At 71.5% G+C, this 21,754-nt stretch carries 21 protein-coding genes and 1 riboswitch; of the genes, 13 read left to right on the forward strand and 8 right to left on the reverse strand.

Annotation, left to right across the window (positions count from 1 at the left end):
• Nucleotides 1-52: 52 nt before the first annotated feature.
• The 3 genes from ACBR40_RS19500 to ACBR40_RS19510 are packed head-to-tail and all read left to right on the forward strand — an operon-like array spanning nt 53 to nt 1,770.
• On the forward strand, nt 53-352 hold the full coding sequence (locus tag ACBR40_RS19500; RefSeq protein ID WP_329589251.1) for a DUF3263 domain-containing protein: 300 nt from the start codon (nt 53-55) through the stop codon (nt 350-352).
• Nucleotides 353-403: 51 nt separating this feature from the next.
• A complete protein-coding gene (gene otsB, locus ACBR40_RS19505; protein WP_371249636.1) occupies nt 404-1,159 on the forward strand; it encodes a trehalose-phosphatase in 756 nt (251 codons plus the stop codon).
• 38 nt (nt 1,160-1,197) lie between these two features.
• Complete coding sequence (locus ACBR40_RS19510; RefSeq protein ID WP_364464284.1) at nt 1,198-1,770, forward strand: hypothetical protein; 573 nt, start codon at nt 1,198-1,200, stop codon at nt 1,768-1,770.
• 15 nt (nt 1,771-1,785) lie between these two features.
• On the opposite strand, the gene ACBR40_RS19515 is transcribed toward ACBR40_RS19510, so the two are convergent.
• Nucleotides 1,786-3,210: a trehalose-6-phosphate synthase gene (locus tag ACBR40_RS19515; protein ID WP_344220157.1), complete on the reverse strand. Its 1,425-nt coding sequence runs from the start codon at nt 3,208-3,210 to the stop codon at nt 1,786-1,788.
• Between the two features lie 31 nt (nt 3,211-3,241).
• Here ACBR40_RS19515 and ACBR40_RS19520 point away from each other — a divergent pair, with 31 nt between their 5' ends.
• The 5 genes from ACBR40_RS19520 to groL all read left to right on the forward strand — a co-directional run bounded on the left by ACBR40_RS19520 (nt 3,242) and on the right by groL (nt 7,969).
• Entirely contained in the window at nt 3,242-3,796 is a 555-nt protein-coding gene (locus tag ACBR40_RS19520) for an RNA polymerase sigma factor (RefSeq protein ID WP_091094399.1), read from the forward strand.
• 79 nt (nt 3,797-3,875) lie between these two features.
• Nucleotides 3,876-4,017: riboswitch (SAM riboswitch) on the forward strand.
• A gap of 13 nt (nt 4,018-4,030) precedes the next feature.
• On the forward strand, nt 4,031-5,266 hold the full coding sequence (gene thrC / locus ACBR40_RS19525; RefSeq protein ID WP_371249637.1) for a threonine synthase: 1,236 nt from the start codon (nt 4,031-4,033) through the stop codon (nt 5,264-5,266).
• Between the two features lie 23 nt (nt 5,267-5,289).
• A complete protein-coding gene (locus ACBR40_RS19530; protein ID WP_344220162.1) occupies nt 5,290-5,565 on the forward strand; it encodes a MoaD/ThiS family protein in 276 nt (91 codons plus the stop codon).
• A gap of 241 nt (nt 5,566-5,806) precedes the next feature.
• The gene (locus ACBR40_RS19535) at nt 5,807-6,007 is read left to right on the forward strand and encodes a cold-shock protein (protein WP_090947280.1); all 201 of its coding nucleotides are present in this window, start codon (nt 5,807-5,809) and stop codon (nt 6,005-6,007) included.
• Nucleotides 6,008-6,343: 336 nt separating this feature from the next.
• The gene (groL, locus tag ACBR40_RS19540; RefSeq protein ID WP_371249638.1) at nt 6,344-7,969 is read left to right on the forward strand and encodes a chaperonin GroEL; all 1,626 of its coding nucleotides are present in this window, start codon (nt 6,344-6,346) and stop codon (nt 7,967-7,969) included.
• A 94-nt stretch (nt 7,970-8,063) separates the two neighbouring features.
• On the opposite strand, the gene ACBR40_RS19545 is transcribed toward groL, so the two are convergent.
• Both ACBR40_RS19545 and ACBR40_RS19550 read right to left on the reverse strand, forming a co-directional pair.
• Nucleotides 8,064-8,594: a YbhB/YbcL family Raf kinase inhibitor-like protein gene (locus ACBR40_RS19545; protein WP_329589271.1), complete on the reverse strand. Its 531-nt coding sequence runs from the start codon at nt 8,592-8,594 to the stop codon at nt 8,064-8,066.
• Between the two features lie 98 nt (nt 8,595-8,692).
• Entirely contained in the window at nt 8,693-10,699 is a 2,007-nt protein-coding gene (locus ACBR40_RS19550; RefSeq protein WP_371249639.1) for an AAA family ATPase, read from the reverse strand.
• A 156-nt stretch (nt 10,700-10,855) separates the two neighbouring features.
• Here ACBR40_RS19550 and ACBR40_RS19555 point away from each other — a divergent pair, with 156 nt between their 5' ends.
• Nucleotides 10,856-11,185, forward strand: a complete 330-nt coding sequence (locus ACBR40_RS19555) for a hypothetical protein (RefSeq protein WP_344211627.1) — start codon at nt 10,856-10,858, stop codon at nt 11,183-11,185.
• Between the two features lie 211 nt (nt 11,186-11,396).
• Here ACBR40_RS19555 and ACBR40_RS19560 read toward each other — a convergent pair whose 3' ends face one another.
• The 3 genes from ACBR40_RS19560 to ACBR40_RS19570 all read right to left on the reverse strand — a co-directional run bounded on the left by ACBR40_RS19560 (nt 11,397) and on the right by ACBR40_RS19570 (nt 15,014).
• On the reverse strand, nt 11,397-13,049 hold the full coding sequence (locus tag ACBR40_RS19560; protein ID WP_344211625.1) for a DNA repair helicase XPB: 1,653 nt from the start codon (nt 13,047-13,049) through the stop codon (nt 11,397-11,399).
• A 63-nt stretch (nt 13,050-13,112) separates the two neighbouring features.
• Nucleotides 13,113-13,469: a hypothetical protein gene (locus tag ACBR40_RS19565; RefSeq protein ID WP_371249640.1), complete on the reverse strand. Its 357-nt coding sequence runs from the start codon at nt 13,467-13,469 to the stop codon at nt 13,113-13,115.
• 69 nt (nt 13,470-13,538) lie between these two features.
• Nucleotides 13,539-15,014: a class I adenylate-forming enzyme family protein gene (locus ACBR40_RS19570; RefSeq protein ID WP_371249641.1), complete on the reverse strand. Its 1,476-nt coding sequence runs from the start codon at nt 15,012-15,014 to the stop codon at nt 13,539-13,541.
• Nucleotides 15,015-15,364: 350 nt separating this feature from the next.
• Here ACBR40_RS19570 and ACBR40_RS19575 point away from each other — a divergent pair, with 350 nt between their 5' ends.
• The gene (locus tag ACBR40_RS19575) at nt 15,365-16,669 is read left to right on the forward strand and encodes a hypothetical protein (RefSeq protein WP_371249642.1); all 1,305 of its coding nucleotides are present in this window, start codon (nt 15,365-15,367) and stop codon (nt 16,667-16,669) included.
• Between the two features lie 53 nt (nt 16,670-16,722).
• On the opposite strand, the gene ACBR40_RS19580 is transcribed toward ACBR40_RS19575, so the two are convergent.
• Entirely contained in the window at nt 16,723-19,080 is a 2,358-nt protein-coding gene (locus ACBR40_RS19580) for a helicase-associated domain-containing protein (protein ID WP_371249643.1), read from the reverse strand.
• A 45-nt stretch (nt 19,081-19,125) separates the two neighbouring features.
• On the opposite strand from ACBR40_RS19580, the gene ACBR40_RS19585 reads away from it, so the two are divergent.
• Nucleotides 19,126-19,863, forward strand: a complete 738-nt coding sequence (locus ACBR40_RS19585) for a hypothetical protein (protein ID WP_371249644.1) — start codon at nt 19,126-19,128, stop codon at nt 19,861-19,863.
• On the opposite strand, the gene ACBR40_RS19590 is transcribed toward ACBR40_RS19585, so the two are convergent.
• Nucleotides 19,856-20,476, reverse strand: coding sequence for a TetR/AcrR family transcriptional regulator (locus ACBR40_RS19590; RefSeq protein WP_371249645.1), 621 nt, complete (start codon nt 20,474-20,476; stop codon nt 19,856-19,858). The genes ACBR40_RS19585 and ACBR40_RS19590 overlap by 8 nt on opposite strands.
• A gap of 173 nt (nt 20,477-20,649) precedes the next feature.
• On the opposite strand from ACBR40_RS19590, the gene ACBR40_RS19595 reads away from it, so the two are divergent.
• Entirely contained in the window at nt 20,650-21,267 is a 618-nt protein-coding gene (locus ACBR40_RS19595) for an HAD family hydrolase (RefSeq protein ID WP_344211663.1), read from the forward strand.
• Nucleotides 21,268-21,357: 90 nt separating this feature from the next.
• Nucleotides 21,358-21,753 carry a cold-shock protein gene (locus ACBR40_RS19600; RefSeq protein ID WP_344211609.1) on the forward strand — a complete coding sequence of 132 codons (396 nt, stop codon included), beginning with the start codon at nt 21,358-21,360 and terminating at the stop codon, nt 21,751-21,753.
• Nucleotide 21,754: the final 1 nt, after the last annotated feature.

Below are 21,754 nucleotides of genomic sequence, written 5' to 3' on the forward strand. Positions count from 1 at the left end.
ACGGGCCGTGCGGGTGACGGGACCGTCACCCGTCCCCTCAGAGGAGGACACCATGGGAGCACCCCTCAGCGGTGACGATGCTGCCCACGAGCCGTCCCGACAACCACTGACCGAACGCGACATCGAGCTCCTCGCCTTCGAACGCCAATGGTGGCGCTACGCGGGCGCGAAGGAGCAGGCCATCAAGGAGACCTTCGGGTTCTCCGCCACGCGCTACTACCAGATGCTGGGCGAGTTGATCGACCGTCCGGAGGCGCTTGAGCATGACCCCATGCTGGTCAAGCGGCTTCGCAGGGTGCGCGCCGAGCGGCAGCGCGACCGCGCGGCCAGAAGGCTTGGCATGCGCCCCTGACCTGCTGGGTACGGCAGGCGCGTGGAGAACATCCCTGGAATTGAAGCAATCTTGAAGGACCCCGCCGGGGCCGTGATCGGGCTCGACTTCGACGGAACCCTGTCCCCGATCGTGCCCGATCCGGCGGCCGCCGTGATCCACCCCCAGGCGCCCGCGGTGCTCGCCGAGCTCGGCGCGCACGTGGGGGCCGTGGCCATCGTGACGGGCCGGCCGCCGGCCACCGCGCTGGAGCTGGGCCCGGGGCTGGCCGACGTTCCCGGGCTGGTCATCCTCGGCCACTACGGCTTCGAACGCTGGGAGAACGGCCGGATCTCCGCGCCGCCCCCGCCGGCCGGCGTGCCACGGGCGAAGGCCGACCTGCCGCTGCTGCTCGACTCGCTCGGCGTCCAGGGCGTGACCGTCGAGGACAAGGGCCGGGCCGTCGCGGTGCACACCCGCCGCGCCCCCGACCCCGAGGGCGCGCTGGCCGCGCTGCGCGAGCCGCTGGCCGGGCTCGCCGAGCGGCACGGGCTGGTGGTCGAGCCGGGCCGCATGGTGCTGGAGCTGCGGCCGCCGGGCATGGACAAGGGGCACGCGCTCGGCCTGTTCCTGGCCGAGCGGGACGCGCGCTCGGTGCTGTTCGCCGGCGACGACCTGGGCGACCTCGCCGCCTTCGACGCCGTACGGTCCTCCGGGCTGCCCGGGGTGACCGTGTGCAGCGGCTCGGCGGAGGTGACCGCGCTGGCCGAGCGGGCCGACATCGTGGTGGACGGCCCGGACGGCGTGCTGGCGTTGCTGGCGGAGCTGGCGTCGGCGTTCAGCCGTTGACGACTGGACTGCAAGTCCGGTTCTCTAGAGTCGGGCTCATGATCAAGCGTTACCTCGCCGTCGCCGCCACCGCCGCCGTCACCCTCACCGCCGGCGCCTTCCCCGCCCACGCCGCGCCCGCCCAGGAGCTGAGGCTGCGTGCCGGGCTCACCCTCTACATCCCGATCCAGTGGGTGGTCCACCGCTTCGGCCCGGACAACGTGCAGGTCGTGACCGGCAAGTGCGGGAAGGCCCGGGGTTGGCGGACGCCGGAGTGCGACTCCTTCTACATTCTCGGGCCGTCCTTCATCAAGTACGGCGCGGAGGGCTTCGGCCCCTACACCGGCAAGAACCCGTACTACACGGCGAGCGACGTGCAGCCGTGCCCGTTCAACGAGAAGTGGGGCGAGAGCATCGGCCCGAAGGGCTCGCGGGGGCTGCGCCAGGTCGGGCCCGGCCACAAGGCCACGTACAACGCCTGGAAGTCCACCTGCACGAGCTACAGCGGCACCGCGATCAAGGCCCGTTTCACCCAGCGCGAGTGGTATCTGCCGAAGAGCAAGATCCTGGTCGTCGACCAGTGGAACACCCCCGGCCTGGCCGACACGCTCAAGCACGCCGACTGGCGGTGAGCGCGCGATCGTGGCTCAGCCGAGGGCGTCGAGCTGGGCCGCGAGCCATTTCTGGGGCGGCAGGGCGGTGGCCGCGGCGCGCAGCTTGTCGCGCCGCGCCCGCCGCTCGTCCTCCGGCATGACCAGCGCCCTGTGCAGGGCGTCGGCCGTGCCGCTGATGTCGTAGGGGTTGACCATCAGCGCGTACGGGCCCAGCTCGGCGGCCGCGCCCGCCTCGCGCGAGAGCACCAGCGCGCAGCGCGGCGACAGCACCGGGCCCTCCTTGGCCACCAGGTTCATGCCGTCGCGGATGGGGTTGACCAGCAGCACGTCGGCCATCCGGTACGCGGCCAGCGACCGCGGATAGTCGTCGTGGACGTTGAGGATGAGCGGGTCCCAGTCCTCGGTGGCGAACTCGTTCTCGATCTCCTGGGCGCAGCGCTGCACCGAGGCGGTGTACTCGCGGTATTCCGGCAGGTCGTGCCGGCTCGGGTAGGCGAAGGCCAGGTGCACCACGCGGCCGTGCCACTCGGGATGGGCGGCCAGGAACTCGCCGTAGGCCACCAGGCCGCGCACGATGTTCTTCGACAGCTCGGTGCGGTCGATGCGGACGATGAGGCGGCGGTCGCCGACCTGCTCCCTGATCGCCGTGATGTGCGACTCGACGTCGGGCTCGCCGGCCCGCTCCCACAGCGCCGCGCCGTCCACCCCCAGGCTGTGGACGCCGATCCTGGTGGTGCGGCCCTCGTGGGTGACGCTGCGGGCCGCCCGGTCGACCTCCGCCCCGAGCACCGCCTCGCAGCAGTCCATGAACGCCGCCGCCCACCGCTCGGCCAGGAACCCGGCGTGGTCGGCGCCGAGTATGCCCTCCAGGACCTCGCCGGCCACCTCGTCGGGCAGCAGCGAGAAGTACTCGGGCGGCGCCCACGGGGTGTGGCTGAAGTGCGCGATGCGCAGGTCGGGCCGCTCGGCCCTGAGCATGGCGGGGGTGAGCGTGAGGTGGTAGTCCTGCACCATCACGCGGGCGCCGTGGCCGGCCTCCTCGGCGAGGGCGAGCGCGAAGGCGCCGTTGTAGTCGCGGTAGGACTCCCACTCGCGGGCGAAGCGGATGCCGAAGCTGGGCGCGTTGGGGATGTCGTAGAGCAGGTGGTTGACGAACCACAGGGTGGAGTTGGCCACGGCGTTGTAGGCGCGGTGGAACGTGGTCGCGGGGATGTCGAGCATGCGCAGCGGCCCGGTGTCGTAGCCGGCCTGGTCGAGCCGGCCGCCGGGGGACAGGCGCACGGCGCCGCGGTCGTCGTCGGACAGCGCCGCGCAGACCCACAGGACCCCGTCGTCCTTGGCGACCCCGGACAACCCGGAGACGAGACCGCCGCCGCCCCGTCTCATGATGAGAACACCGTCGTCGGAGACGGTGAAGGAGACCGGCCCTCTGTTGGAGGCCACGAGGACGCTGTTCATCGAAGCTCCTTCCGATCATAGGATCGCAGCTATGGCGCTTGATGAGCTAACCGAGGAACTCGCCCGATCCGCCGCCGCTGGAGATCATCGCGCGCTCGGCGAGTTGCTGGCCAGGATCGAGCCGGATGTGATGCGCCACTGCTCCCGGATTCTTCCGTACCACCAGGATGCCGAGGAGGCGTCGCAGGACACCCTGCTCGCGGTGGCGCGCAACATCGGCCGCTTCGAGGGGCGGGCCAGGTTCAGCACCTGGCTGCACATCGTGACGGCCAACTGCGCGCGCACCACCTACCGGTCGCTGAAGCGCAGGGCGGCCGAGCAGACCTCCGACGAGCTGCCGACGCAGAAGCCCGACGCGCGGCGGGTCAGCGTGATCGCCGGCTCGCGGCTCGACCTGCTCGACGCGATGGAGGCGCTGGAGGCCGACAAGCCCGATCTCGCGCAGGCGCTGGTCCTGCGCGACATCGTGCAGCTCGACTACAACGAGGTGGCCGAGCAGCTCGGCATCCCGCTGGGCACCGCGAAGTCGCGCATCCACCAGGCGCGCAAGTACGTCCAGGCGGCGCTGGGTGACGACTATCGGTGAGACGCCCCGTCTCAGTCTTTGAGACAGGTGGTCGTTCCCGCCGCTTCGGCGGGTAGAGTCGTGTGCAACAACTTCATACAGCTCATCCAGAGGGGTGGAGGGACCGGCCCTGCGAAGCCCCGGCAACCCTCCCGGCTTTCGACTCGCGACCTGGCGAGGCCGACCGGGACAAGGTGCCAATTCCGGTTCGCGGTCAAGGTGGCCGTGGGCGAAGATGAGGGAAGGCCTCGCTTCATGTCGCACGACTTTGGTCCTGCCGTCGCTCTGTCCTGCCGCGAGTGCGGCGCCCGTTACCCGCTCGGGCCGAGCTTCGCGTGCCTGGAGTGTTTCGGGCCGCTCGAAGCGGCCTACGAGTTCGGCCGGGTGACCCGCGAGGACATCGCCGCGGGCCCGGCCAACATCTGGCGCTACCGCTCGCTGCTCCCGGTCCCCGCCGACGTGGCGACCAAGCCCAACATGAACCCCGGCTGGACGAAGCTGGTCAGGGCGGGCAACCTCGGGCGGGCGCTCGGCATCAAGTCCCTGCACGTCAAGGACGACTCCGGCAATCCCACCCACTCCTTCAAGGACCGGGTGGTCGCCATCGCCGTCGAGGCGGCGCGCAACTTCGGCTTCCACACGCTCTCCTGCTCCTCCACCGGCAACCTCGCGGGCGCGGTGACCGCCGCAGCGGCGCGGGCCGGGCTCGACGCCTGCGTGTTCATCCCGGCCGACCTGGAAGAGGCGAAGATCGCCATGGCCCGGGTGTTCGGCGGCAAGCTGATCGGCATCGACGGCACCTACGACGAGGTCAACCGGTTCTGCTCCGAGCTGATCGGCGACCCGCTGGGCGACAAGTGGGGGTTCGTCAACGTCAACCTGCGGCCCTACTACGCCGAGGGCTCCAAGACGCTCGCGTACGAGATCGCCGAGCAGCTCGGCTGGCGGCTGCCTGAGCAGATCGTCATCCCGATCGCCTCGGGCTCGCAGCTCACCAAGATCGACAAGGGCTTCAAGGAGCTCATCGCCTTGGGCCTGGTCGAGGACACCCCCTACAAGGTCTTCGGGGCGCAGGCCGCCGGGTGCTCGCCGGTGTCGGCGGCGTACAAGGCGGGGCACGACGTCGTCCAGCCGGTCAAGCCCAACACCATCGCGAAGTCGCTGGCGATCGGCAACCCGGCCGACGGCCCGTACGTGCTGGACATCGCCCGGCGCACCGGCGGGGCCGTCGAGGACGTCACCGACGCCGAGGTCGTGGCCGCGATCAAGCTGCTGGCCTCGACCGAGGGCATCTTCGCCGAGACCGCGGGCGGCGTCACCGTGGGCGTGCTCAAGAAGCTCGTCGAGGCGGGGCGGCTCGACCCCGAGGCGGAGACCGTGGTCCTCAACACCGGCGACGGCCTGAAGACGCTGGACGCCATCGCCGGCGAGTCGTCGCGGCCCACCGCCGTGATCAAGCCGTCTCTCGACGCGTTCCGCGCGGCTGTCTGACAACCAGGAAAGGCGAGATAACCATGAGCGTTACTGTTCGGATTCCCACCATTCTGCGCACCTACACCGGCGGAAACGCGGAAGTGAGTGGCGAAGGCGCGACTCTTCGTGACGTGCTCGCCAAGCTCGATGCCGACTACCCGGGCATCGGCGCGAGAATTCTGGATGAATCGGGCAAGATTCGGCGTTTTGTCAACGTTTACGTTGGGGAAGAGGACGTCCGTTTCGCCGAGGGCCTGGACACCGCCGTCCCTCAGGGCGCGCAGATCTCCATCATCCCGGCGGTCGCCGGCGGCTGAGTGCCCGTACGACTCCACGGAAGGCGCCCCAAGCGGGCGCCTTCTGCTTTTCGGGCCTATTCAAACGTTGAAGTACCCGCACTGCGAACAAATGCGTCTTTCGTGGATTGACTCTGTTGCCAAACCCCTTGCCACAGGTATGGTCGAGGCGATCGTCTGGCTGTTTTGTCGTTAAGTCGGACGATTACGGGTCTCGCGGTGGAATGGGCGAGATCCGTAGCCCCAGTAAGAGGAGTCGGAAGTGGCGCAGGGCACCGTCAAGTGGTTCAACGCGGACAAGGGCTACGGCTTCATCGCGGTAGACGGTGGTAAGGATGTATTCGTCCATTACTCCGCGATACTGATGGACGGGTACCGATCTCTCGAGCAGGGCCAGCGGGTCGAGTTCGAGATCACGCAGGGCCAGAAGGGACCGCAGGCCGAGTCTGTCCGCTCGGTCTGATTTACGTCACCTGGTATGCACCGGCGGGGCCCGTGCGGCAGCGCAGTCCGTACGAGCCCGCCACCCTCGTAGTCGGCGATCGACGGCGGGCCACACGGTGAGCGGCCCGCCGTCCCTACGTCGATCGGCTGACCTGCGCGGAGGCCCCTCCAGAAGGTCGTTCGCTTGCACTCGGCAGGGTAGAGTGCTAAACAGTCGTTGGCACTCTGTGTGGCAGAGTGCCAATAACTCGGGATCGAGACGATGGGGTCTGCCGAACGGAGATGCAGTCCCTGGCCGTCGCGGGCGTCGGCTCGGTCCAGGACAAGCCACCCTGCATCTGGGAGGTCTAGCCTTATGGCAGCCAAGATGATCGCGTTTGACGAGGACGCCCGGCGCGGTCTCGAGCGCGGTATGAACCAGCTCGCTGACGCCGTCAAGGTGACCTTGGGCCCCAAGGGCCGCAACGTCGTGCTGGAGAAGAAGTGGGGCGCCCCCACGATCACCAACGACGGTGTGTCCATCGCCAAGGAGATCGAGCTCGAGGACCCTTGGGAGAAGATCGGCGCCGAGCTGGTCAAGGAAGTCGCCAAGAAGACGGACGACGTCGCGGGCGACGGCACCACCACCGCCACCGTGCTCGCCCAGGCGCTGGTTCGTGAGGGCCTGCGCAACGTCGCCGCCGGCGCCAACCCGATGGCCCTGAAGAAGGGCATCGAGGCCGCCGTCGAGCGCGTCAGCGAGGAGCTCTCCAAGCTGGCCAAGGACGTGGAGACCAAGGAGCAGATCGCCTCCACCGCCTCCATCTCCGCCGCCGACCCCGAGATCGGCTCGCTCATCGCCGAGGCGATGGACAAGGTCGGCAAGGAAGGCGTCATCACCGTCGAGGAGAGCAACACCTTCGGCCTGGAGCTGGAGCTCACCGAGGGCATGCGGTTCGACAAGGGCATGGTGTCGATGTACTTCGTCACCGACTCCGACCGCATGGAGGCCGTCCTCGAGGACCCCTACATCCTGATCGTCAACAGCAAGGTCTCCGCCAACAAGGACCTGCTGCCCCTGCTCGACAAGGTCGTGCAGTCCGGCAGGCCGCTGCTGATCATCGCTGAGGACGTCGAGGGCGAGGCCCTGGCCACCCTGGTCGTCAACAAGATCCGCGGCCTGTTCCGCTCCGTGGCCGTCAAGGCCCCGGGCTTCGGCGACCGCCGCAAGGCCATGCTCAACGACATCGCCATCCTCACCGGTGGCCAGGTCATCGCCGAGGAGGTCGGTCTCAAGCTCGAGAACGCCACCCTCGACCTGCTGGGCCGCGCGCGCAAGGTCGTCGTCACCAAGGACGAGACCACGATCGTCGACGGCGCCGGCGACGCCGAGCAGATCTCCGGCCGGGTCAACGAGATCCGCGCCGAGATCGAGCGCACCGACTCCGACTACGACCGCGAGAAGCTCCAGGAGCGCCTCGCCAAGCTGGCCGGCGGCGTGGCCGTCATCAAGGCGGGCGCGGCCACCGAGGTCGAGCTCAAGGAGCGCAAGCACCGCATCGAGGACGCCGTGCGCAACGCGAAGGCGGCCGTCGAGGAGGGCATCGTCCCCGGCGGTGGCGTGGCGCTGCTGCAGGCCGGCGCCAAGGCGTTCGACAAGCTGGAGCTGGCCGGCGACGAGGCCACCGGTGCCTCGATCGTGAAGAAGGCTCTGGAGGAGCCGCTCAAGCAGATCGCGGTCAACGCCGGTCTCGAGGGCGGCGTCGTGGTGGAGAAGGTCCGCAACCTCACTCCGGGCGAGGGCCTCAACGCCGCCAGCGGCGAGTACGTCAACATGTTCGAGTCGGGCATCATCGACCCGGCCAAGGTGACGCGCTCCGCGCTGCAGAACGCCGCCTCCATCGCGGCGCTCTTCCTCACCACCGAGGCTGTCATCGCCGAGAAGCCCGAGAAGGCCGCTGCCGCTCCCGCCATGCCGGGTGGCGGCGACATGGACTTCTAGGTCTGTTCGCTCGCGAAGCCGAAGCACAAGAGCGGCCCGGATCTTCCGGGCCGCTCTTGTGCATTGACGGCGTGTTCGTGTGCGTTGACCGCGGTCAGACGCCGTAGACCGGGACGATGTGGCCGCGGGCCAGCGTGTTGGCCGTGATGTTGAAGCCGACCACCGCCGGGCTGGCGTCGCCGTCCACGCCCAGCTTGTCGACGCCGAGGGCGTGGACGGTGAAGACATAGCGGTGCGGGGCGCCGGGCGGCGGGGCCGCGCCGCCGAAGGCCTTGGCGCCGTAGTCGTTGCGGGCGTGGGCGGCACCCTCGGGCAGCCCCTTGAAGTCGGGGGCGCTGCCCGCGCCCGCGGGCAGCTCGGTCACCGAGGCCGGCAGGTCGAACAGCACCCAGTGCCAGAACCCGCTGCCCGTGGGGGCGTCGGGGTCGTAGCAGGTGACGGCGTAGCTCCGGGTCCCTTCGGGCGCGCCGGACCAGCGGAGCTGGGGCGAGACGTTCTGGCCCGTCATGCCCCAGTCGTTGAAGACGTGCAGGTCGCTGAGCCGCTCGCCGTCCTGGATGTCGTCGCTCTCGACCACGAGCGCGGGAACCGACGGCAGGTGTTCATGGGGCAGCGGTGCTGGCACGGCATCCTCCTAGGTAGGCAAGCGTTCCTGATCGCCATCCTAGAAGCGGCCGGGCCGGTCGCCGGTCATGGCGTCGCCGGTTCCCGCGCGGGGCGCGGTCACATGGCGAGCTGCGCCGGCAGGGGCTTGTCGTGCAGGACCGTGAGCGAGGTCACCGCACGGGTCAGGACGACGTACAGCCGGGCCAGGCCGCGGGGCTCGGCGGCCACGATGTCGGCGGGCTCGACCACGATCACGTGGTCGTACTCCAGACCCTTGGCGAGCGTGGCGGGGACGACGAGCAGGCGGTGCTCGCCCTCCGGGGCGTCGGGGTCGAGCACGGAGTGCGGACGGCCGGACAGCGCCCGCGAGACCTCGCCGACCAGCGCGTCCGGGACAATGACGCCGATCGAGCCCTCCTGGGCGAGGGCCGCGTCGGCGGCCTCCGCCACCGAGCCGCCCGGGCGGATGTTCAGCGAGCCCGCGCCGGGGCGCAGGGACCGCGGCGCGGCCAGTCCGGGGGCGATGGACGGCAGCAGCCGGGCGGCGAAGTCGAGCACCTCGCGCGGCACGCGGAAGCCGAGCGTCAGCTCGGTCACCTCGCCCTCGGCCTGGCCGAGGTGCTGGAGCACGCTCTCCCACGAGCTGGTGGACCAGGGCGTGGTGCCCTGGGCGAGGTCGCCGAGCACGGTGGCCGAGCCGTTGCGGCAGCGGCGGCCGAGCGCCCGCAGCTGCATCTCCGACAGGTCCTGGGCCTCGTCCACGACCAGGTGGCCGAGCGAGGGGGTGCGTTCCATGAGGTCGCGCAGCTCGTCGAGGAGCGCGGCGTCCGCCGCCGACCACTTGGCGGACTTGTGGCTGCGGTACGGCTTCGGCCAGAGGAGCAGGCTCTGCTCGTCGGCCGACAGGTCGGACCTGGCGGCCCTGGCGAGGAACTCCGGCTCGGCGAGCAGCCGGTAGAGCACCTGCTCGGGCGTCAGCTTCGGCCAGACCGCGTCCACGAGCTGCTTGACCGGCTTGGAGCGGGCCACGGCGTCCTGCACCCGGTCGTCGGGCGACTCGCCGCGCTGCTCCATCCGCACCAGCACCAGGTGGGCCAGCCGTTGCGCGAGCGCCGCCCGTCCCGGCAGGTAGCGGGTGGTGCCGCGCAGGGAGGCGACGATCTCGCGCACCTCATGGTCGGCCACCCGGTAGCGGTAGGCGCCCTTGGTGAACACCAGGCCCTCCTCCGGCTTCACGATGTGCAGCCAGAGCGCGCGTTCGAGCACCGCGGCCATCCGGGCGTCGCCCTTGACCGCGGCCACCAGCGGGTCCTCCGGGGCGGCGTGCTCGCCGAGCAGGCCCGCCACGGTCGTCTGGTCCACCTTGACCTCGCCCAGCGCGGGCAGGACCGAGGAGATGTAGGACAGGAACGCGCGGTTGGGGCCGACGATCATCACGCCGGACCTGGCCAGCCGCTCGCGGTGGGTGAACAGCAGGTAGGCGGCCCGGTGCAGGCCCACCGCGGTCTTCCCGGTGCCGGGGGCGCCCTGGACACAGACGGTCTGGGCGAGCCCCGAGCGGACGATCTCGTCCTGGTCGGGCTGGATGGTGGCGACGATGTCGCGCATGGGGCCGGTGCGCGGGCGCTCGATCTCCTCGGTGAGGATCTTCGACGGGCCGAGCTCGACGTTCCCCTCGCCCAGGGGCTCGTCCTCGTACGCGGTCAGGGTGCCGCCGTGGTAGCCGAAGCGGCGGCGGCGTACGACGCCCATCGGCTCGGCCGGGCTCGCCTGGTAGAAGGCCCGTGAGACCGGGGCCCGCCAGTCGATGACCAGCGGCTTGCTGCGGGCGTCGTGGACGTGCCGGCGGCCGACGTAGATCGTGCCGGGCAGGTCGTCGCCGGACTCGCGGTCGAGCCGGCCGAAGAACAGCGGGGTGTCCGGGTGGTCGGCGAGGGCGGCGACGCGCTGGTCGAGGAGGGACTGGAGGATCTGCTGCGACACCCAGTCGCCGGCCGCGTCGGCGGAGAGTGACTGGGCGTGGGTGCGCATCGCCGTCAGCGCGGCCCTGGACTCGGCCAGGTGCCGTTGCTCGGCGGCGAGGACGTCGGCGGGTATGTCGGGGGCGAGTTGGTGTGCGGGCATGCGAAAGTGCCTCCTCGTCGGGAGTCGGAGGTGGTCAAGGTAGCGAATCGGCCAGTTTAGCCATGCGCGGCGAGCGCTTCCACAGCATTTACCGGCGGACGGGCGTGCCTTGGGCAACGGCGGTTGGCGTTCCGGGGGCGCGGGTAAAACGTGGGGATGGCGCGGGTGCGGGTGTCGCCGATCATCCCCACGATCGCGAGTTTCCTGCTCGCGGCGCTCTGGGGGTTGTCGGTGTTCGCGGGCTGGGGCCTGGAGGCGTTCTGCGCCGGGGGCGACGAGGACTGTCCGCGGCGGCTCGGCACGGTCTCCACGGTGTCGGGCCTGTTCGCGACGCTGGCCGCGTGCTGCACGGCGGCGGCCTGGCTGCTGCCGGTCTCGCGCGGCGACCTGCGGGTCTTCGGGCGGCTCATGGGAGCGGCGGTGCTGGCGTGGGTGCTGGCCGAGGGCGTGCTCTTCGTCGGCGGGCTGCTGGCCCGCCGGCCCTGAGCTGAGGACAACCTGGGAATACCGAAAAAATCGGGCATATCAGGTGGGTTTGCCGGATCATGGGGGTATGTCGCAGGCGGCGTGATAGTACGCAGGTGAGGGGGGTGGTTCGATTGTCGACGGCCCGCGGAGTCTCGTGGACGTGACACCACGTCGAGCGCTCGGCCGCTCACGCGCGAGCGGCCGGGCCTTCACCCGCTGAGAGCCACCCTCAGACGCCGTCGTGCACGTCGTCGGCGTCGATGATCTGGTAGGCGTATCCCTGCTCGGCCAGGAAGCGCTGCCGGTGCGCCGCGAACTCCTGGTCGACGGTGTCGCGGCTGACCACCGTGTAGAACCGCGCGCCCCCGCCGCCCGCCTTGGGCCGCAGCACCCGGCCGAGCCGCTGGGCCTCCTCCTGGCGCGAGCCGAACGTCCCCGACACCTGGATGGCGACGGACGCCTCCGGCAGGTCGATGGAGAAGTTGGCGACCTTCGACACCACGAGGACCTGGATCTCCTTGTCGCGGAACGCCTGGTAGAGCCGCTCGCGCTCCTTGACCCGGGTCTCGCCCTTGATCACCGGCGCGCCGAGGTGCTCGCCGAGCTCGTCGAGCTGGTCGATGTACTGGCCGATGACCAGCACCTGCTCGCCCGCGTGCCGGCGCACCAGCGCCTCGGTGACCCGCGTCTTGGACGGCGTGGTCGCGCAGAAGCGGTAGCGCTCCTCCGACTCGGCCATCGCGTACGCCAGCCGCTCCTCGTCGGTGAGCGTGACCCGCACCTCGACGCAGTCGGCCGGGGCGATCCAGCCCTGGTTCTCCATCTCCTTCCAGGGCGCGTCGTAGCGCTTGGGACCGATGAGCGAGAAAACGTCGCCCTCGCGCCCGTCCTCGCGCACCAGCGTGGCCGTGAGCCCCACGCGCCGGCGGGCCTGGAGGTCGGCGGTCATCCGGAAGATCGGCGCGGGCAGCAGGTGCACCTCGTCGTAGACGATGAGCCCCCAGTCGCGCGCGTCGAACAGCTCCAGGTGGCTGTAGACGCCCTTCCGCCTGGTGGTCATCACCTGGTAGGTGGCGATGGTGACCGGGCGGATCTCCTTCTTGTTGCCGCTGTACTCGCCGATCTCGTCCTCGGTCAGCGACGTGCGCTTGAGCAGCTCGGTCTTCCACTGATGGGCGGAGACGGTGTTGGTGACCAGGATGAGCGTGGTGGCCTGGGCGTGGGCCATGGCGGCCGCGCCCACGATGGTCTTGCCGGCGCCGCAGGGCAGCACGACCACGCCGGAGCCGCCGTGCCAGAAGGCGTCGGCCGCCTCCTGCTGGTAGGGGCGCAGCGACCAGCCCTCCTGGGCGAGCTTGATCGGGTGGGCCTCGCCGTCGACGTAGCCGGCCAGGTCTTCGGCCGGCCAGCCCAGCTTGAGCAGGGCCTGCTTGACGTTGCCCCGGTCGCTCGGGTGCACGACGACCGAGTCGGCGCCGAGCCGGTCGCCCAGCATCGGCGCGATCTTCTTGGAGCGCAGCACCTCCTCCAGCACCGCGCGGTCGCTGGAGGTGAGCACCAGGCCGTGCACCGGGTCCTTCTCCAGGCGCAGGCGGCCGTAGCGGGCCATGGTCTCGGCGATGTCGACGAGCAGCGCGTGCGGCACCGGGTAGCGGCTGTGGCTGATGAGCGCGTCGATGACCTGCTCGGCGTCGTGGCCGGCGGCGCGGGCGTTCCACAGCGCCAGCGGGGTGACGCGGTAGGTGTGGACGTGCTCGGGAGCGCGTTCGAGCTCGGCGAACGGCGCGATGGCCTTGCGGCACTCGTCGGCCTTGTCGTGGTCGACCTCGAGCAGCAGAGTCTTGTCCGACTGGACGATGAGCGGGCCGTCGTTCACGGACATCCCTTCCTACGGTTGACCCTTATCCAACACAGCCGACGGCAGGGAAAGTCCCGGAACGGGTCATCAATCGTCGAGATAGCCGTTGAGGCCGAGGAAGAGGAAAAGGCCGATCATGAGGACGAAGCCGAGCCCGAACAGGACCCAGCTCCACATCACCATGCTACGTGCCGCGCGGGGGTCGGAGCCCGCCCTGCCGAGCGCCAGCCCGGCGAGGATCGCCCCGGGCAGGCCGAGGACGTTGCAGCAGGAGACGAGGGCGAGGAGGTTGAGCACGAGGGAGACGATGGCGTTGGCGCTGGGCCCCTCGTTGCGCGGCGGCGGCGGATAGCCGTAGCCATAGCCGTAGCCCGGCGGGGGCTGCTCGCCGTAAGGGGCGCCGTAGGGCTGGTAAGGGTAACCCGGCGGGTCCTGTTGGGTCATCGTCACCTCCAGACACGTCAACACTTATCACGGAACCGGACGGGCCCGGCCGCGTGATCAGCGTGCCGGCTAGAGGCGGGCGCGCACGGCCTTGCGGTCGAGCTTGAGCACGCTCGTGACCGGGATGTCGTCGACGAAGCGGATCTCGCGCGGGTACTTCACGCGGCCGACGCGGTCGCGGGCCCACTCGGTGAGCTCCTCGGCGCTCGCCGTCGCGCCTGGTTCGAGCTGCACGAACGCCACGACCTCCTCGCCGTGACGGGCGTCCGGCCGGCCCACCACGCAGGAGCGGGCCACGTCGGGGTGCTGGTCGAGGGCGTACTCGACGTCGCGGGGGAAGACGTTGAAGCCGCCGCGGATGATGAGGTCCTTCTTCCTGTCCACGACGTGCAGGTAGCCGTCGTCGTCCACGCAGCCGATGTCGCCGGTGCGCAGCTCGCCGTCCACCAGCGTGGTGCCCTCGGGGTCGGGCTCGTGCTCGCCCCAGTAGCCGAGCATCAGCGACTCGCCCGCGACGCAGATCTCGCCGACCTCCCCGGCCTCCACCGCCTCGCCGTCGCCGTCGCGCACGACGATCGAGTAGCCGGGCAGCGGCAGGCCGACGCTGCCGATCCTGCGCCGGCCCGGCGGGTTGAAGGTGGTGACCGCGCAGGTCTCGGTCAGGCCGTAGCCCTCCAGGATCTGCACGCCGGGCAGCCGGCGCTCGAACTCCTCCAGCAGGCTCCGCCCCAGCGGGGCGGCGCCGCAGGTGAGATGGGACAGCTCGGGCAGCGCGTACGACTCCAGCGGCTCGGCGAGCAGCATCTGGAGCATGGCGGGCACGACGGTGCCGTAGTGGACGCGCTGGCCGCCGGCCAGCTTGAGGAACTGCCCGGGGTCGAACCAGCGCATGAGCACCGCGTGCTGCGGCTCGGTCGCGTGCATCCAGGCGATCGTGACGATCAGCCCGTACGAGTGCGACAACGGCACCGGCACGATGATGCGGTTCTTGCCCTCCTGGTGGGACATGTCCCAGACGGCCTTGCCCACCTGCCAGAGGCCGCGGTGGCTCAGCATGACGCCCTTGGCGCGGCCGGTGGTGCCGCCCGTGTACATGAGGGCGGCCAGGTCCCCGGGGTCCCGCGCGACGGGGCCGCGCCCGGGTGCCTGTTCGAGCTCGGCGGTGTCCACGTGGACCGGGATGTCCACGCCCGTGGCCCGTACGGTCGCCTCCAGCTCGGGGGAGGTGACGATCGCCACGGCGCCGCTGTCGAGCAGGATGTGCCGCAGCTCCTCCGCGCCCACCAGGAACACCACGGGGGTCACCACCGCGCCGGCCGCCCACAGCGCCTGGTAGAGCACCGGGACCTCGGGCGAGTTGGCCATCATGACGGCCACCCGGTCGCCGGGCCGTACGCCCGCCGCGACGAAGCCGCCGCACATCCGGCGCGCGCGCTCGGCGAGCTCGTGACTGCGGTGCCAGACCCCTTCGTAGTACATGGCGTCGTGGTCGGCGAAACGGCCCCAGGACTCCTCGGCCAGCCGGCCCAGCGTCTGCTCGGTCACATGCTCAACCTGCTGGGTGGGGGAGCGTGACGTCAAGACCTGCCGGCCCCCTTGACTGATCACTGTGGAGGATGTCTTCATTATCGGTAAATAAAGTGATATCTCCTACTCGGGCCATTTGAGTTTTCACGGTGGCCTAGATCGTGTAAATGTGGGAGATCTGGGATGCGGGTTGGCGTCCCAGGTGGGGAACACCTGGTCAGGCCGGTACGGTGACGCAGCGCGACCGGCTCGTGCGGCACGGAGAAAGTCGTGCTCGCGCGGTAATTAGTGGAGACAAGTTTCGTGTCCAGCTCCGAGGTGACTTCGTGACCGACACGCCTCAACCAGGCGAGCTCGACCTTGATCACTTGACGTTCACGCGGCGCCGCCCGCCGCCGGACGTCCGGCCCATCCCCGGGGAGCTCGCCCGGCGGGAGGCCGACGCCCTGCTGCGCTCCTACCTGGAGCCGCCCTGCTTCCCCGAGGCCGTCCGCAGGCTCTCCGCCCGCCACCTGCTCGTGCTCGTGGGCGAGGAGGAGATCGGCAAACGGCTGGGCGGGCTCGCCCTGCTGTCGCGCATGTCGCTGGCCGAGAGCACGATCACCGTCCTGTCGCCGGCCAGCACCGTCGCCGAGCTGATCGGCGGGACCGAGTACGCGCCGGGGCGGGCGTACCTGCTGCACGACTGGATCGCGGTCGGCACCGACCCGGCCGCGCTGTCCGTCCTGGCGCGCGAGCTGGCCGAGCTCGGCTCCTACCTCGTCATCACCCGCGACGGCGCGCCCTCGCGGGCCGTGGAGGTCGAGCAGCCCTGGGCCGCCCCCGACCCACGGGAGCTGTTCGACCTGTGCCTCAGCACGTACGACCTGCGCGTCGGCCTGGCGCCCGCCACGCTCGTCAAGGCCCGGCACCGGGCGGCCGAGCTGCCCACGCCCGCCCACGTCGTCCGGCTGGCCGCCGGGCTCGCGCCGGACGGGGCGCGGGCGGGCGCGGCGCGGGCGGCCGAGGAGGTCGCCGCCTGGTTCGACACCAAGCCGGCCATGCGGGAGGTGCTGGCCGCGGCGGCGCTGGCGTTCACCGGGCCGCTGCCCGAGGACGCCTTTCAGGCGCGGCTCGCCCGGCTCGACCCGATCTGGCAGGCGCACGAGAGCGGCCCGCCCGAGCCTCCCCAGCCGCACCCGCTCATCAGCCGCGCCGGCGGGCAGGCCGACTTCCCGACGCCGGAGCACCGCGGGCCGGTGCTGGCCGAACTGGCCGCCCGGTACGGGTTCTGGCTGTGGCAGCCGCTGCGCGCCTGGGTCAGGTCGCTGACCGATGAGGATCCCGAGGTGCGCACGCGGGCCGCCGAGGGCGTGGCGGCGCTGGCCGCGTACGCGCTCAAGGAGGCGAGGGCCGAGTTCCTGGAGGTGTGGGCGGCGGGCACGGCGGGGGAGCGGCTGGCGGCGGCGGAGGCGCTGTCGTCCATGTGCGCCGGCGACACCCTCGCCCCCGAGGCGCTCCGGCTGGCGCTGGAGTGGGCGGCCGACCCCGCCCGCGCCACGACGGCCGCCGTGGCCCTGGGCGGCGACCTGGCGCTGCGCTACCCGGCCGACTGCGAGCGGGCCCTGCGGCGGCTGGCCGACGGCGACGGACCGGCCGCGGCGGTGGCCAGGCGGATGACGCCGGACGCCTGAGGCCTCAGCGACGGACCGGCCGTCGCGGCGGCCAGGCGGATGACGCCGGGCGGCTAGACCCCCGCCACCCCGGTGATGCGGTGCAGCGCGAAGCGGTGGACGGCGGCCCTGGTCTCGTCGTACGCGGTCAGGTAGCCGCCCTCCATCCTCGCCGGCTCCAGGATGCGCGAGGTCGCGTTGCCCTGCGAGTCGAGATAGCCGATCCACACCCGTACGCCCTGCTTGATGGCGTCCTGGAGGGCCGAGATCGTGGCCGTCGCGGGGCCGCGCGGGATCTGGCCGTCGGGGGCGTCCGCGGGCTCGCGCCGGGCGAGATGCGCCGCGTCGCCCGCGCGCAGCGCCCGTACGGCCGCCGCCGCCACGTGGGGGTCGATGCCGTTCGCCGGGGCCACCGCGCGCACCGGCGGCGCCGCCTCGGTGCGCCTGCTGTCGAGCTGCGAGATGATCACGTCGCCGTCGAGCGACTCGGCGACCGGGGAGTAGCCCATGGCCCGCAGCGAGTCGACCAGCGCCGCGCGCGAGGAACGGGAGGCGATGACCGTCGGGGCGAGCCTGCGCAGCCGCAGCGCGGCCGAGCGCCGGTCGGCGGTGATCTGGTCGAGCAGCGCCGGGTCGTCGCAGCGGACGTACGCGCTCGCCGTGCCCACCCGGATCCGCCCGTGCCGCCGCGCCACGTCGCCCACCAGGTAGGACAGCGCCTGCGGCATCGGCGTGGCCGAGTGGCGGGCCAGCATCGCCAGCAGCTCCTCGCCGCCGTGGCCCGCGTCGAGCGCCCGGCGGATCGACTGCTCACTGAAGCGGTAGACGGTCGCCCCGCCCTTCGACTCGACGTCGGCGGTCAGCGTCATCCACCGGTTGAGCTCGCTGGTCAGCGGGCCCGGCGCGACCGCGGTCAGGTCGGCCTGCAGCAGCACGTGATCGACCGGCTCGGGCAGCAGCGGCGCCAGCGCGGCCGCCGCCGCCCCGGTGTCGCCGCCCTCCAGCAGTGCCCGCCCGTGCCCGGACAGCGCGCCCAGGCCCGTCACGCCGATCTGCTCGGCCTCGCGCAGGGCGAACTCGGTCAGCTGCTCGCGTAGCGGCCCCCGGCGGCGCGGCTGCTCCCACGCCAGGCGTTCGAGCACCGCGTCGCGGGACGGCGCGCGGCCCGGCGCCGCGGCCAGCACGCCCAACGTCGCCGCCCGTACCCCGGGCGCGGCCGCGCGGCGCAGATCGGCGTGCAGGGCGTTGAGCGGGCGGTCGCGCTCGTCCCGTTCGCCCACCAGGCCCGGGACGCGGTCCATGTGCAGCCAGCTCGTGGCCAGCATCACCCAGCGGTCGGCGGTGCCCCTGACCCGCCACAGGTCGTAGGCGGGGGTCGGCAGCCACTCGCCGTCCACGCCGCCGCCGGCCGCGATCAGCCCGGCCGCGTGCGCCACCTCGACGACCAGCGCCGTCACCCACTCCGGCAGGTCCAGGTCGGCCGCCGTGCGCTTCAGGTCGCGTACGCCGAGGCCGCCCGTGCGCAGCACGCCCGGCGGTTCGATGCTCCACCGCTCGCACAGCTCCTCGGCCGCGCGGACGAACATGAACGCCTGCCCGGCCGCCGTACGGTCGGCCAGCTCCCGATCGCGCTCGGGGCCCTCCAGCGGCGGCGGCTCCGCGGGCAGGCCGCGGTGCACCCGGCCGCCGCGCAGGTGCAGGCCCACCTCGCGGGGCAGCGTCACGCTCTCCTCGCCGGTCGCCGCGAGCAGGCCGCGGGCCAGCAGCTCCTCGATGGGGGAACGGGCGGTCGCGACCCGCACCTCGCGCCGGGCGTTGGGCACCCGGCCGGTCGGCGGGCCCCAGGCGAGCTGGTCGAGCGCGGCCCGCGCCTCCGCCGACACGGACGCGACCAGCGCGGCGGGGTCGGCGAGCGCCGCGGCCAGGCGTTCCTTGCCGGTGCCCGCGGTGCCGGGGGCGATGTCGTCGGCCATCTCGTCGAGCTGCTCGGGCGGGTGGTGCCGGAACGCCTCCACCGCGCGCGGGCCCAGGCCGGCCGGGTCCTCCAGCACCTTGCGTACGCCGGGGCCGAGGTCGAGTGCGTCGTCGGGGCCGTAGACGAGGGCGAGGTCGCGCAGCCGGTCGAGCGCCGCCGACAACGCCGGCTCGGCGGCCGGAGGGTCGCTGCGCGCGGACGGGGGCAGGGCCGCGGCGATGAGGGCGCTCAGGCGCTCCTTCGGCGTCGGGCCGTCCTGGACCGCCAGCGTCTCGACGACGGCCAGCGTGAACCGGTCGAGCCGGTCGAGCGCCCTGCCGATAGCCGACGGGCTGGCCGCGCGGGACGCCAGACCCTCCAGGTGCGCGGGCACCGGAGTGATCAGCTCGGGACGCGACGAGACGAGCGCCCGCAACTGGTCGTCGGTGCGTCCCCTGATCCACTCCGTGAACTCCATCGTTGCCATGGTATGTCCCCCCTGATTGGGGCAGCATGGCTAGACGTGAGAGAGCGTGCCGATCAGCTCGTGCTGAACTACGTCTCCAGGGCCGCCGACGCGGCCCACGGCGTGTTGCGCTCCGAGCAGCGGCTGGACTTCGCCAGGCGGTTGCGCGCCCGGATCGAGGTCGAGGTGGGCGGCAGCGAGAACCCGCGCGCGGTGGCGAAGGTGCTGGACCGGTTCGGCGACCCGGCGGCGCTCGTCGAACGCGAGGCCCACCGCCTCGCCACCACCGACTCCGCCATTGGCCCCGGCCCCGGCTCGGGCCCCGCCACCGACACTGGCTTGGCCAGCGGCCCTGCTGCCGCCGGCGCCCCCGGCACCGGCCTTGGGCCGGGCGGGACGCGGCGGTTTCCCGCCATCCGCGATGACACCCTGCACGCCCCCCACAGGGTCGGGCAGCAGCGGGGGAGCCGTTCGACCAGTCTGGGGCTGCCGTTCGCGGGGCTGCGCAGGGTCGCGATGTCCACCGCCAACCCCATGGCCACCGGAGGCAGGGACGCGCGGACCGTGGTCAAGGAGCACCCGCGCGAGATCGGCGCCCTGGTGATCCTGGTGGCGGCCGCGCTGCTGGTGCCGTTCGGGCTGCCGTCGCTGGCGATCTTCCCGGTCCCCCTGGTGGTGTGGGCGGACCGAGTTCTGGGCCGTGAGCGGCACCATGTTCATGATCGGCACCGGGCTGGGCGTGGTCTGGCTGGCCTACCGCCTGCTCGACCTCACCTGATCACCGACCTCAGCTGATCACGGGAGCCGGGCTCGGCAGCAGCCCGACGGCGAGCCGCACCCAGGCCGTCACGAACTGCTCCTTGTCCGCGTGCCCCGCCAGCTCGCCCACCGTCTCCTGGAAGAGCCGGTAATGCACGACGGCGCCGCCGAGCACGGTCGCGATGCCCGACCAGTCGATCTCGACGTCGCGGTATTCGGGCTGGGCGCGGAACCAGGTGACGATCGCGTCGAACATGGGCTGCAGCAGCCCGTCCCGTACGACGGCGACCAGCTCGGGGAACTGGCTGAGGTCGCGGAAGAAGACGCGGGTCAGCTCCGACTCCTCGCGCACCTTGGCGAGCCCCGCCCGGCAGACGAGCGACAGCCGCTCCTCCAGGTCGGCCGAGGACTCCATGGCGTCCAGCTCGGCCAGGCTGCCGGCCACCTGGTTACGGGTACGGGCGGCGTGCTCGTTGATGGCGGCGGCGAGCACCTCGTACTTGGACTTGAAGTGCCTGTAGAGCCCTCCGGCGCCGGGAGACAGCCCTGAGGCGGCCTCGATCTCGGCCACGGAAGTGGCGGAGTAGCCCCGCTCGGCGAACAGCCGCAGGGACTCATCGATGATCCGCTCACGGGTGGATCTGCTCATGTCTATCCTGATACCTCCGTAAGGAGAGTAGTCGTTACGGAGCGGCGCGCCGGACCGGGCTCGCCAGGACCGAGCCCTCCCCCTCGATAAGTAATTCCTTTCTGGCCATTCCACCATCCCACAACAAGGGCGGTTACCGGAGGCCGAGCGGCCTTTGGCATCCTGCACGGGTGATGACATCGGTAGGTTTCGACCTTGACATGACATTGGCGGATACGCGAGTGGGGATAGCGGCCGCCATGGACGAGCTGTCGGCGCGTTTGGGGGTGCCGATCGACAGCGCGGCCGTGGTGCGGCGGCTCGGGCCGCCTTTGGAGATGGAGTTGGCCAACTGGATGCCCGCCGAGCAGGTCCCGGCGGCGGCCGACCTGTATCGGGAGATATATCCGGATATAGGGGTTCCCGTACACACGGCCATGGACGGCGCCCACGACGCCATCGCCGCCGTCCGCGCGGCCGGCGGCCGGGTCATCGTGGTGACGGGCAAGAACCCGCGCGACGCCGTCGGCACCGTCGAGAAGCTGGGGCTGGTCGTGGACGAAGTGGTCGGCTCGCTGTTCGGCGCGGGCAAAGGATCGGCACTCGCGAGGTTCGGCGCCGCCGCCTATGTTGGTGACCATGTCGCGGACATCGATGCGGCCCGCGCGGGAGGCGCCGTGAGCGTCGCCGTGGCCACGGGGCCGTACACAGCGGAGGAGCTGCGCGAGCACGGCGCGGATGTGGCTCTTCCCGACCTCACCGAATTCGCCGGTTGGTACGCCCGCTGGTGCCGCCGCGATGAAGTCCGGTAATTCATCGGCATTTACCCGGTCGCTCCGCCGCCCTTCGGGGCATAACCTACATCCATCCAGCCTTTTCGACTGTTTGAACGAGGTCCTCCTGTGCCGAGTGGCAAGGTCAAGTGGTACGACGCCGACAAGGGATTCGGCTTCCTCACCCGTGACGACGGCGGTGAGGTCTTCGTGCATTCCTCCGCGCTGCCTCCTGGCACCGGCCCGCTGAAGCCAGGCCAGAAGGTCGAGTTCGGCGTCGCCGAGGGCCGCCGCGGCCAGCAGGCGCTGTCGGTGCGGATCCTGGAGCAGCCGCCCACCCTGGCCAAGCCCAAGCCGAAGGGCAAGCGGAAGAAGCCCGACGAGATGGTCGTCATCGTCGAGGACCTCATCAAGCTGCTCGACGAGGTCTCGGGCACCTACCGCCGGGGCAAGCACCCCGAGACCGCGCACGCCAAGAAGATCGCCCAGGTGCTGCGCGCCCTCGCCGACGACCTCGACGCCTAGC

Origin of the sequence: Nonomuraea sp. AD125B, assembly GCF_041402765.1 — a bacterium.
Classification (GTDB): Bacteria; Actinomycetota; Actinomycetes; order Streptosporangiales; family Streptosporangiaceae; genus Nonomuraea; species Nonomuraea bangladeshensis.